Source organism: Cyanobium sp. HWJ4-Hawea (assembly GCF_024345815.1).
In the GTDB taxonomy this organism is placed as follows: Bacteria; Cyanobacteriota; Cyanobacteriia; order PCC-6307; family Cyanobiaceae; genus Cyanobium_A.
This window is the reverse complement of sequence record NZ_JAGQBV010000065.1, coordinates 1-10,833: the sequence shown is the minus strand read 5'-3', so window position 1 is coordinate 10,833 and position 10,833 is coordinate 1. Positions and strand designations below refer to the sequence as shown.

Annotated in this window: 13 protein-coding genes; 8 read left to right on the top strand and 5 right to left on the bottom strand. The window is 64.2% G+C overall.

All coding sequences use genetic code 11. The features are described from left to right. A partial coding sequence (radA, locus tag KBY58_RS11700) for a DNA repair protein RadA (RefSeq protein WP_255004506.1) occupies window positions 1–1,184 on the bottom strand: 1,184 nt, incomplete at its 3' end. Window positions 1,185–1,290: 106 nt separating this feature from the next. Between radA and rpaB the strand changes: the two genes are divergently transcribed. The 5 genes from rpaB to KBY58_RS11675 all read left to right on the top strand — a co-directional run bounded on the left by rpaB (window position 1,291) and on the right by KBY58_RS11675 (window position 6,084). Then, on the top strand, window positions 1,291–2,037 hold the full coding sequence (rpaB, locus tag KBY58_RS11695) for a response regulator transcription factor RpaB (protein ID WP_254934105.1): 747 nt from the start codon (window positions 1,291–1,293) through the stop codon (window positions 2,035–2,037). Further along, a complete protein-coding gene (plsX, locus tag KBY58_RS11690; protein ID WP_255004504.1) occupies window positions 2,018–3,349 on the top strand; it encodes a phosphate acyltransferase PlsX in 1,332 nt (443 codons plus the stop codon). The genes rpaB and plsX overlap by 20 nt, the downstream gene beginning before the upstream one ends. A gap of 84 nt (window positions 3,350–3,433) precedes the next feature. Continuing rightward, window positions 3,434–4,426: a beta-ketoacyl-ACP synthase III gene (locus KBY58_RS11685; RefSeq protein ID WP_254934603.1), complete on the top strand. Its 993-nt coding sequence runs from the start codon at window positions 3,434–3,436 to the stop codon at window positions 4,424–4,426. A 48-nt stretch (window positions 4,427–4,474) separates the two neighbouring features. Further along, on the top strand, window positions 4,475–5,383 hold the full coding sequence (gene fabD / locus KBY58_RS11680) for an ACP S-malonyltransferase (protein WP_255004503.1): 909 nt from the start codon (window positions 4,475–4,477) through the stop codon (window positions 5,381–5,383). A gap of 26 nt (window positions 5,384–5,409) precedes the next feature. After that, window positions 5,410–6,084 (top strand): lysophospholipid acyltransferase family protein, encoded by a 675-nt coding sequence (locus KBY58_RS11675; RefSeq protein WP_409995757.1) that lies wholly within the window; start codon window positions 5,410–5,412, stop codon window positions 6,082–6,084. On the opposite strand, the gene KBY58_RS11670 is transcribed toward KBY58_RS11675, so the two are convergent. The 3 genes from KBY58_RS11670 to KBY58_RS11660 are packed head-to-tail and all read right to left on the bottom strand — an operon-like array spanning window position 6,081 to window position 7,677. Continuing rightward, the gene (locus KBY58_RS11670; RefSeq protein ID WP_254934107.1) at window positions 6,081–6,743 is read right to left on the bottom strand and encodes a YdcF family protein; all 663 of its coding nucleotides are present in this window, start codon (window positions 6,741–6,743) and stop codon (window positions 6,081–6,083) included. The two genes, KBY58_RS11675 and KBY58_RS11670, sit on opposite strands and share 4 nt — an antisense overlap. A 5-nt stretch (window positions 6,744–6,748) precedes the next feature. Then, window positions 6,749–7,429: a tRNA (adenosine(37)-N6)-threonylcarbamoyltransferase complex dimerization subunit type 1 TsaB gene (gene tsaB / locus KBY58_RS11665; RefSeq protein WP_255004501.1), complete on the bottom strand. Its 681-nt coding sequence runs from the start codon at window positions 7,427–7,429 to the stop codon at window positions 6,749–6,751. Further along, window positions 7,426–7,677: a Ycf34 family protein gene (locus tag KBY58_RS11660; RefSeq protein WP_254934109.1), complete on the bottom strand. Its 252-nt coding sequence runs from the start codon at window positions 7,675–7,677 to the stop codon at window positions 7,426–7,428. The genes tsaB and KBY58_RS11660 overlap by 4 nt, the downstream gene beginning before the upstream one ends. Here KBY58_RS11660 and KBY58_RS11655 point away from each other — a divergent pair. From KBY58_RS11655 to KBY58_RS11645, 3 genes are read left to right on the top strand one after another with little or no spacing between them, the layout of a single operon-like run. Beyond that, window positions 7,676–8,956, top strand: a complete 1,281-nt coding sequence (locus KBY58_RS11655) for a CCA tRNA nucleotidyltransferase (protein WP_255004499.1) — start codon at window positions 7,676–7,678, stop codon at window positions 8,954–8,956. The two genes, KBY58_RS11660 and KBY58_RS11655, sit on opposite strands and share 2 nt — an antisense overlap. Window positions 8,957–9,016: 60 nt before the next feature. Continuing rightward, entirely contained in the window at window positions 9,017–9,439 is a 423-nt protein-coding gene (locus KBY58_RS11650) for an RNA recognition motif domain-containing protein (protein ID WP_255004497.1), read from the top strand. 7 nt (window positions 9,440–9,446) lie between these two features. Further along, window positions 9,447–10,367, top strand: a complete 921-nt coding sequence (locus KBY58_RS11645) for an alpha/beta fold hydrolase (protein WP_255004496.1) — start codon at window positions 9,447–9,449, stop codon at window positions 10,365–10,367. Here KBY58_RS11645 and KBY58_RS11640 read toward each other — a convergent pair. Continuing rightward, window positions 10,339–10,833 (bottom strand): squalene/phytoene synthase family protein (locus KBY58_RS11640; protein WP_255004495.1); only part of this gene is annotated, 495 nt, incomplete at its 5' end. The genes KBY58_RS11645 and KBY58_RS11640 overlap by 29 nt on opposite strands.

Genomic DNA, 10,833 nt, shown 5'->3' with positions numbered 1-10,833 from the left:
TCCTCCACCTCCAGGCCACCGGCCACCGCCAGGTAGCAATCAAATCGGCTGAGGGGCAGGCCCAGGTGCTTTTCGAGCACCGCCAGGATCTGGTGCAGGCGGTTGGCGGCGATGCCGGTGGCGCTGCGGCGCGGGCTCGCATAGCTGGTGGTGCTCACCAGGGCCTGGAGCTCCACCACCAGGGGCCTGGTGCCCTCACAGGCCACGATCGTGGCGGTGCCGGCGCTGGGTTCCTCGCTGCCTAAAAACAACTCACTGGGGTTGCTGACCTCGGCCAGGCCCCGATCGCGCATCTCAAAAACCCCCAGCTCATGGGTGGCGCCAAAGCGGTTTTTGACCGCCCGCAGCAGCCGATGGCTGGCAAAGCGATCGCCTTCGAAGGTGAGCACCGCATCCACCAGGTGCTCAAGCACCTTGGGCCCGGCCAAGGCACCCTCCTTGGTCACATGGCCCACCAAAAGAAGGGCCGTGTCCTGGCGCTTGGCAATGCGGGCTAAAGCCGCAGCGCATTCGCGCACCTGGGCCACCGAGCCCGGGGCACTGCCCAGTTCGGCGTCGTGCAGGGCCTGGATGCTGTCGATGATGGCCACCGCCGGCCGCAACGATTCGAGCTCCTGCAGCACCAGTTCCAGGTCGGTTTCGGCCAGGAGCTGCAGATCGGCCACTCCAGGGGCCTGTTCCAGGGATTCCTGGGCCTCCGGCAATTCCGGCGGGGATTCGCCCATCTCCGCCAGGCGCCGCCAGCGCAACTTCACCTGCTGGGCCGACTCCTCAGCGCTCACATAGAGCACCGAGGTGCGGGCCGCCATCGCCCTGCAGCTCTGCAGCAGCAGGGTCGATTTACCGATGCCGGGGTCGCCACCCAACAGCACCAAAGAGCCGGGCACCAGCCCCCCACCCAGGACCCTGTCGAATTCGGCATAGCCGCTGGCCAGCCGCTGCAAAGGCCGCTCCCCCACCGCATGGATCGGCTCCGAACGCTTGGGCCTGCCCCCGGCCAACTCCCCCTTCAACTCGCCTGCGGCGGCAACGGGTCTGCGGCGGCGGCTATCGGCGGCAGGGGCAGAAGACTGCTTCTGCTCGATCAGGGTGTTCCAGCTGCCACAACTGGAGCATTTGCCAAAAAATTGGCGGGTCTGGGCCCCACAACTGGTGCAGACAAATACGGAATGGGACTTGGCCAAGGGGAATCGGAGCGGGCGATGTGTGAAGAAAGGTGGCGTTAGGTGAACTGTTAGGCCCTATGGCCCTTTCAGTGGGCAGATCCGATGTAACAGCAACGCTGCGGCGATGACGGCTACCTCACCCGCAAAAGAAACGATCCTTGTTGTCGACGACGAGGCCAGCATCCGGCGGATCCTGGAAACCAGGCTTTCGATGATTGGTTATCAGGTGGTGACCGCCTGCGATGGCGTCGAAGCCCTGGAGATCTTTAACCGCATCAACCCAGACCTGGTGGTGCTCGACGTAATGATGCCCAGGCTTGATGGCTATGGGGTCTGCCAGGAGCTGCGCAAGGAGTCGGATGTGCCGATCGTGATGCTCACCGCCCTCGGCGACGTGGCAGATCGCATCACTGGGCTCGAGCTAGGAGCCGACGACTACGTGGTCAAACCCTTCAGCCCCAAGGAGCTGGAGGCCCGGATTCGCTGCGTGCTGCGAAGGGCCGACAAGGAGCTGGGCCCGGGCAAACCCAATTCGGGCCTGCTCTTGGTCAGCAACCTGCGGATCGACACCAACAAGCGCCAGGTGTATCGCGGTGATGAGCGGATCCGCCTGACCGGCATGGAATTCAGCCTGCTGGAGCTGCTGGTCAGCCGCTCCGGTGAGCCCTTTGGTCGGGGTGAAATTCTCAAGGAGGTGTGGGGCTACACCCCTGAGCGTCATGTAGATACCCGGGTGGTGGATGTTCACATCTCCCGGCTTCGCTCCAAACTGGAGGATGATCCTGCCAACCCCGAGCTGATCCTCACGGCTCGGGGTACCGGATATCTGTTCCAACGCATCGTTGAAGCCGTTGCCCCTGAAGGAGCCTGATTACGCCGGTTCAAGCCCCAAGCGGGCTAAGCCCAGTCGCGCCATTCGGCGCCTGGTGATCTGGTATCGCCGCAACGCCGCCGTCACCACCCTGGTGGATACGGCCACTTCGGCCGCCAGCTCCGCCGCCAGCTCAGCTGCAAACACCGCCGGGTCCGTGGCTGGGGCCGCGGTCTATGGCGCTGGGGCGGTGCTGCAACCCCTGGTGTTCGACCCCCTGCGCCGCCTGCAGCGGGGCATTGGCAGCGCCGAAGACGGCAGCATCAACGACGCCGATCGCCTCTGGGTGGCCGTCGATGGCATGGGGGGCGATTACGCCCCAGGGCCGATCCTGGAGGGCTGCCTGCGGGCCGTGGAACTGCTGCCCCTGAAGGTGCGTTTTGTGGCCGAGGAAGGCCCATTGCGCCAGGCGGTTCAGGCCATGGACCTCCAAGAGCAACTCGACCAAGCCCTGGAGCGGGGCCTGATCCAGCTGGTGGCGAGCGGCCCATCGGTAGGGATGAACGAGGAGGCCACCGTGGTGCGCAAAAAGCGCGACGCCAGCATCAACATGGCCATGGACCTGGTCAAAGAGGGCCTGGCCACGGCCGTTTATTCCGCCGGCAACTCCGGGGCAGTGATGGCCTCGGCCATTTTTCGGCTCGGTCGCCTCAAGGGCATCGACAGGCCCGCGATCGGGGCCCTCTTCCCCACCAAAAACCCCGAACTACAGGTGCTGGTGCTGGATGTGGGCGCCAACATGGACTGCAAGCCGGGATACCTGCACCAGTGGGCCCTGCTGGGCAACATCTACAGCCGCGATGTGCTGCAGGTGCCCAAGCCCCGCATCGGCCTGGTCAACATCGGTGAAGAGGAGTGCAAGGGCAATGAGCTCTGTCTCAAGACCTACCCGCTCTTAGCGGCGGAAGAGCGCTTTGTCTTTGCTGGCAACTGCGAGGGCCGCGACATCCTCTCGGGCGATTTCGAGGTGGTAGTTTGCGATGGTTTCACCGGCAACGTGCTGCTGAAATTCCTGGAATCCGTGGGCAGTGTGCTGCTCGATGTAATCAAGGAGGAGCTGCCCAGGGGCCGGCGCGGCAAGGTGGGTTCGGCCTTCCTGATCAACAACCTGCGGCGTATCAAAAAACGCCTCGACCATGCCGAGCATGGCGGCGCCCTACTGCTGGGGGTAAATGGCGTTTGCGTGATTGGCCACGGCAGCAGCAAGGCCCTATCCGTATTGAGCGCCCTGCGCCTGGCCCATTCCGCCGCCAACCATGGGGTAATGGCCAACCTCCATGCCCTCAGCGCCAGCGCGCCTGTGGTTGACTGACCTAATCTGTGAGCAGCTCCTGTGTCGCTCGGCGGCATTGCTAAATCCGCCTCCCCGGGCCCCGTTGCAACTACGGGCCTTGGCATGGCCCTGGTGGGCAGTGGCAGCGCCGTACCGGCCGCCAGCATCAGCAACACCCAGCTCAGCAGCCGGGTAGACACCAACGACGACTGGATCCGCAGCCGCACGGGCATCGCAGCGCGCCGGGTGGCGGGCCCCTCCGAATCCCTGACCGTGCTGGCCACGCGGGCGGCCCAGGCGGCCCTTGACCACGCCGGCTGGACAGCTGAGGATCTCGATTTGATCCTGCTGGCCACCTCCAGCCCCGACGACCTCTTCGGCACAGCTCCGCGGGTGCAGGGGGCCCTGGGGGCCAAAAATGCCGTGGCCTTTGACCTCACCGCCGCCTGCAGTGGCTTTCTGTTTTCCCTGATCACCGCCAGCCAATACCTGGCCAGTGGGGCGATGCGGCGCGCCCTGGTGATCGGCGCCGACCAACTCAGCCGCTGGGTCGACTGGGACGACCGCAGCACCTGTGTGCTGTTTGGCGATGGGGCAGCAGCGGTGGCCGTGGAGGCCTGCCCAAGCTCTGAAAACGGGCTACTTGGCTTTCGGATGCGCTCCGACGGCAGTCGCAACGGCTGCCTAACCCTGGCCCAAATCCCCAGCCACGAACCGCTAATAGAAGGCCTCAGTGCCCAGAAGGGCGGCTTTGCGCCGATCCAAATGAATGGCCAGGAGGTCTACAAGTTCGCGGTGCGGGAAGTACCGGCAATCCTGGCGGAACTACTTGAGGCCACCGGCACCAGCGCTGACCAGTTGCAATGGCTGTTGTTGCACCAGGCCAACCAACGCATCCTCGATGCGGTGGCGGATCGTTTTTCGATGCCCCACGAACAGGTGCTCAGCAACCTCAGCCATTACGGCAACACCTCCGCCGCCACCATTCCGTTGATGCTCGATGAGGCCGTCAAGGATGGGCGGGTGCAGAGCGGCCATCTGTTGGCCAGCAGCGGCTTCGGCGCGGGCTTGAGCTGGGGGGCGGCCCTGCTGCGCTGGTCCGGGCCCCAGGGCTAAAGGCGGCCGAGCCCTAATCTCCTGCCGACTGCATAAGAGGCCGGCTGCATGGGCATTGCCTGGGTTTTTCCTGGTCAGGGATCACAAAAGGTCGGCATGGCCGGGGGCCTGCTGGAGCTGCCAGGGGCGCAGCAAGCCTTTGACCAGGCATCGGCGCTAGTGGGTCGTGATCTGCTGGCGATCTGCCAAGGGGAAGCCGGCGATGCCGATGCAAGCGGCCTAGGCCCTAGCGATCTCAACGACACCCGCAACACCCAGCCGGCGCTATTCGTAATCGAAAGCCTGCTGGCCGGCCAACTGTGGGCCCAAGGCCGCCGCCCCTCCCTGGTGGCAGGCCACAGCCTCGGTGAATTGGTGGCCCTGCACGTGGCCGGGGTCTTCGACTTCAGCACTGGCCTGGAGCTGATGAAAGTTCGCAGTGAGCTGATGGCCTCCGCCGGTGGCGGGGCCATGACCGCCGTGATGGGCTTCGAGCGCGAGGAATTGGATGCCCTGGTGGTCGCCACCGATGGTGTCGTGATCGCCAACGACAACAGCAGTGCCCAGGTGGTGCTCTCTGGCCATCCCGAGGCCGTGGCAGCCGTAAGCAGCCAACTCACCTGCAAGCGAGCCATCCCGCTGGCGGTCAGCGGTGCCTTCCACTCCCCCTTGATGGATGAAGCAGCCCGGGCCTTTGCCGAAAAGCTTGAGACGGTGACCTTTGCCGATGCCCAGATTCCCGTGCTGAGCAACACCGATCCCCACCCTGAAACCAATGGGGACGCCCTCAAGGCCCGGCTGATCAACCAGATGACCACCGGGGTCCGCTGGCGAGAAATTATGGATCGTTTCAGTGCCGAGGGCGTCGAAACCAGCGTGGAAATTGGTCCCGGCAATGTGTTGAGCGGTTTAATCAAGCGCAGTTGCCCAGGCGTCACCACGGCCCAAATTGCCAACGCTGCGGATTTGGGGCTGTGAACCGACCGGTAGCGGCCGTGAAGCGGGTGCTGCGGCGGCGCAAACCAGCGGAGCCCCCTGGCCTGCTCAGCAACCCCAAACCGAGCCTCACCTATCGGCTAATCAGCTACCTGCTGGTTTTTCCGGTCTACCGGCTGCTGTTTCGCGGCCGCACCTTGGGAAACGCCCAGGTGCCCATGGATGGGGCCCTGGTGGTGGTGGCCAACCACGGATCCCACCTCGATCCACCCTTGCTGGGCCATGCCCTGGGCCGGCCCGTGGCCTTCATGGCCAAGGCGGAGCTATTCAAGTTGCCCCTCCTAGGGCGGATCATTCGGGCCTGCGGCGCCTATCCGGTGTCCCGCGGAGCCAGCGACCGAGAGGCGATCCGCGTTGCCACCGACCGACTGCTGGAGGGCTGGGCCACCGGGGTATTCATAGATGGCACCCGCCAGGCAAATGGACGGGTCAACAATCCCCAGGCCGGAGCAGCCCTGCTGGCGGCTAGGGCCGGCGCCCGCCTGCTGCCCGTGGCGATCATCAACAGCCACAGGGCCTTTGGCCCGGGCAATTCGGGCCTGAGGCTGCTGCCAATTCACATCCGCATCGGCACCCCGATTCCGCCGCCCGCATCCCGTAAGCGGGCCGATTTAGATCTGGCCACCGCTGCCTGCCAAGAGCAAATCAACGGCCTGCTGGATCAGGGCCTAATCAGGCCCTAGGGCTGGGGCTGGTTACTGAGCCAATGGCGGATGTCGTGGCCAGTAATCACCCATAGAACGGCCCTGGCCCCATCGCCCCAGACCTTGCCAGGGCCCTCCTGATGGCAGCTCTGGCCGCAGGGAACGGCCACCGGGGTGAGCTGGATACCCCGACTGCCCGCCACTATCCGGCCCACCAACAGGGCCCTTTCCATGTGGTCGCTGCTCGTGACAAGGAGGGCATGGCGAATGCGGGCACGGCGCAGCTCATCCACCAGGGAGGTGAAGTTGCTGAGGGTGTCGTGGGCGCGGTAGTCGAGCTGCACCTGCCGCGATGGCAAACCCACCCTCTGCTGAAACAGCCAGTGGGCGTATTCGGGGTTACTGCCGCCGGTGACCACCACCGGCAGCCCATCGCGCTGGGCCAGTTCAGCGGCCCTTTGCTCCCGGGCCACATCGCCACCAAGTACCAGGATCAGCTGGGGTGGGGGCGGAGCTGGCCACCACCAACCGCGCGACAACCACAACAGCCCTGCGGCCCCTAGGGCCCAGAAAAGCCGCTTCCAGGGCTTCCTTGGCCTGCGAATGCGCTGGCGGGAGCGGCCGCTAGTGGGGGGGCTGCTTTTAGGAGGTCGAGTGGTTGGGCGGCGACTGCGCTGACCCGGACGGGGGGGAGCCATCGCCGTTACTGCTGGGCCACCGAAGAGGTGGGATGAACCGGAGAGGTGGGATAGATCGGCAAAACGGGTTGCCAGGGGCCGGGCCTGCCCTCGGCAGCGGCCAAACAGGCCATGTCCAACAGCTGATCCACATCCCCAGGCAGCTCGGGCTGGGCCGGCAGCTGGGGGCCTGGCGGCAGATCTAAACCACTCCCGTAGAGCCTGGCAGCCTCCAGCTCGATCACACCGCCCCAGGCGCTTACATCGGGGCCATAGCAACCGGCCACCACCCCACGCCGCGGCAGATCCTGCACCAGCCAGGTGGGCTCCTGGATCTGCAGCCTGCGGGCTATCAACAAACCCGAGCAAACCCCGTCGAGGGGCACCCCCAGCTGCTGGGCGAGGGTGCGGGCCATCACCACCGTGAGCCGGGTGCCGGTAAAGCCCCCAGGACCAATCGCCACCGCCAGGCGCGTAATCCGGGGCCACTGGTCGGCCGGGCAAACCTCCTCAACGGCCGTGAACAGATGGTTGGAGAGGGCTCGATCCAGGGGGAAAGCTCGGCTGAGCCGGCTGGCTGCAATCGTCTCGCCTACCTGGCCCTGCCCCACCTGGCCCTGGGCCAGCCCAACTCCCAAGACGGCACTGGAGCTGTGCAGGGCCAGCACCAGGGAGCCATCGGCCTGCTCTGGGGCTACAAAACTCATGTGGGCACTGCCAACCCAGGCATCAGCCGCGCCCAGTGGCCAGGGTCGGCCTGGAAACTGCCGCAGCTGCGCACATCCCACTCCACGCCCACTTCTCCAGTGGGTAGGTCTTGGACCTGCACATGGATGCGGGGCTCCCTGGGAACAAAGTCTGGAGCTGGATTGAGATGGTTCACACCGTGCTGACTTTCCACAGCGTGGTAAGCCTGGCAGCGGTCGATCCAGTGGCAATCCACACAGATGCACATGCCGCCACGGGCTGATCAGCAAGTCATTCTGGCGGGCCAGGCCACCCCCAGCGAGTTGGTCGAACTGGCCCAACTGGTGCGCCAGCGCCTGGCCGCCAACCCCTGGCCCCTACCGCCTAGCGCCTTCCCGCCGAACAGCGCCCTGGTGGGGGGGGCCGTGCGGGATGCCCTGCTCGATCGCCTCGGCCCATGCCCCGACCTGGACCTGGTGATTGCGGCGGATGCCATTGGCCTCGCTAAATCCTTGGCACGCCAATGGGGCGGCACCGCCGTGGTGCTGGATGGGGAGCGCTGCATTGCCCGGCTGGTGCTCAAGGGTTGGACCATCGACCTGGCCCGCCAAGCCGGCGCCGACCTGGAGGAAGACCTGGGCCGCCGTGATTTCAGCATCAATGCGATCGCCTGTCCCCTGGCTCAGGGCAGTGCCCTGGTGGATCCGACAGGCGGGCTGCAGGATCTAAAAGCCGGCCAGCTGGTCGCCATCAGCGAAGCAAACCTCCAGGCCGATCCCCTGCGGTTGCTGCGCGGGCTGCGGTTGGCCAGCGAATTGGACTTCTCACTAAATGCGGCCAGCAGCGAATGGATCACTCGCCATGCCCTGATGCTGGGCCAGGTGGCCGGGGAGCGGGTGCTGGCGGAGCTGGAGAAGCTGGCGGACTGCACCAACGGTCACCGCGGCCTCCAACGGGCCATGGAACTGGGGTTAATGGGGTGCTGGCAGGCCGATCCCGCCGGCCAAAGCCGCCTGGAGCAGCTGGGGGAAGGGGCCGCCAGCTGCCGCAATTTCAATCCGGCCGAGACAGCCGAATTCCTGCCCCTAGCCAGGTTGGCAGTTCTGTTTAGCTCCTCGGCCTTGGAGGCTCTACGCAGTAGCCGCCGTCTGCAAAAACGCTGCGGCCTTCTGCGCCAGTGGCAAACAACCTTGGCGAGCCATGGGGGACTGGAGGATCTGGTCAGCCTGGAAAACCTCCCCGAAATGGAGCGGTGGCAACTGCATCAAGAACTTGAAGCGGACCTGCCGGCCCTGCTCCTATCCCTGCCGGTGGCTGAGGCTCGGGCGGCCCTGGCCCGTTGGCGCGATCCCAGCGATCCCCTATTTCACCCCCAATCCCCCATCGATGGGCGAACCCTGCAGCGGGAGCTGGGGATGCCAGCGGGCAGGGAGCTCGGGAGCCTGCTGGAGCACCTCAGCCTGGAGCGGGCCTTCGCTCGCCTGCCTGGCGCCAGCCCAGAAGTAATGCTTGCCTGCCGGAAATGGTTAAACAGCCGCCGTGATTAACTCTCTGGTGAAAAGGCGCCCAGAGGGTTTTCCTCAACGTCAAACCAATTTCTTCCTTCCATGAGCATCCGCCTCTACGTCGGCAATCTGCCTCAGTCCTTTGAAGCAAAGGAGCTGGAGGCGCTGTTCACTGCCGTCGGCGAAGGGGTGCGCTTTAAGGCTGTCAACGACAGGGAAACGGGCGCCTGTCGCGGTTTTGGCTTTGCCAACGTTGACAGCCAAGCCATGGCCGATGCCGTAATCGAGCAACTCAACGGCAAGGAATTCGGCGGCAGCAGCCTGCGCATTGAGGTTTCTGAGCGCCGTGATGGCCGCGGCGGCAGCACCCCAACAGCTGGCGGCGGCACAGCCAGCCCCGCCCGCAAGGCCGTCAACAAAGTGGTGCACGCCGACAGCGTCGACACAGAGGCTCCCGATCCCCGCTGGGCCGGCGAACTGGCCAAGCTCAAAAACCTGCTCGACAACCAAAAAGCAGCGGTTTAAGCCTCCCGTGGCCAGCTGGAATTGGCGCGGCCACAACATCAATTTCCTCAGGGCTGGTCGTAGCGATCAGCCCAATAAGGTGCTGCTCATTCACGGTTTTGGCGCCTCCGTAGGCCATTGGCGCCACAACATCCCTGCCCTGTCGGAGCAGGCCGATCTGATCGCCCTCGATTTACTGGGATTTGGGGCCAGCGACAAACCCCGCTCCCACCTGGCGAACGAGCCCGCCACAGCTGGCAGCGTGCGTTATTGCTTCGACCTTTGGGCAGAGCAAGTGGTTGATGCCGCCCAATATTTCTTTGCTGATCGCGGCCAGCTACACCTAATAGGCAATTCAATCGGCGCCGTGGTCGCCCTGGCAGCTGCCAAGCGAATGGAGGCCCTAGGCACGGCCCCAACCCAGGTTGTGCTGATTGACTGTGCCCAAAGAACCCTCGACGACAAACGGGCCGCCCAACTCTCCGGATTCGAACAAACCACCCGCCCTTTAACCAAACAACTGGTACGCCAACGCTGGCTGATATCGCCGCTCTTCCGGTTACTAGCCCAACCTGGCTTCATTCGCCAAGTACTGAACAAGGCCTACCCGAGTGGGGCCAACATCGACGCAGATTTGATAGAACTGCTTTACAAGCCAAGTACAACCCCAGGCGCAAGCGAGAGCTTTCGGGGCTTTGTGAACCTGTTCAATGATTACTTGGCACCAGAAATTTTGGCCGAGCTCAAGACACCCGTCCGCATGCTTTGGGGAGAAAAAGACCCCTGGGAAGCTGTGGCAGAAGCACAACGCTGGGCCGAGGATTTCGCCTGCGTACAAGAGTTAAGGGTGCTCCCTGGTCTCGGGCACTGCCCCCACGACGAGGCTCCAGAAGTAGTCAATCCAATCTTGAAGGAGTGGATCAGCGCACCTGGGCCACTAAAAAACTAAACGGAAGATCCAAGAGCTTGCCAGCCTTGGGCACATAAGCTCGCTTGGTGAAAACGTCGTATTGATGCTGCTCAATCACATCAAGGATGCCGCGATATAGGCGCAGCGAAGCCCACACTGGCCAACGGGCATCGGGGGCCAGCCAGCGAACCCCTGCCTCCGAACGGGCAAACCAGTCCCTGGCTCGCCCTAGCTGAAAGCGCATCAACTCACGCCAATTATCGTTGAGAGTGCCGGCAAATAAATCGTCTTCGCTGTAGCCAAACCGCTCTAGGTCCTCGAGGGGAAGATAAATTCGGCCCCGTCCCCGATCCTCACCCACATCCCTGAGGATATTGGTGAGTTGGTTAGCGATACCCAGGGCCACGGCTGCATTAGAAGTGTCGGGTCGATCACTCCAGGGGGCGGTGATGTAGGCCGCATCCAGGCCCATCACCTCCTGGGTCATCAAACCAACTGTTCCCGC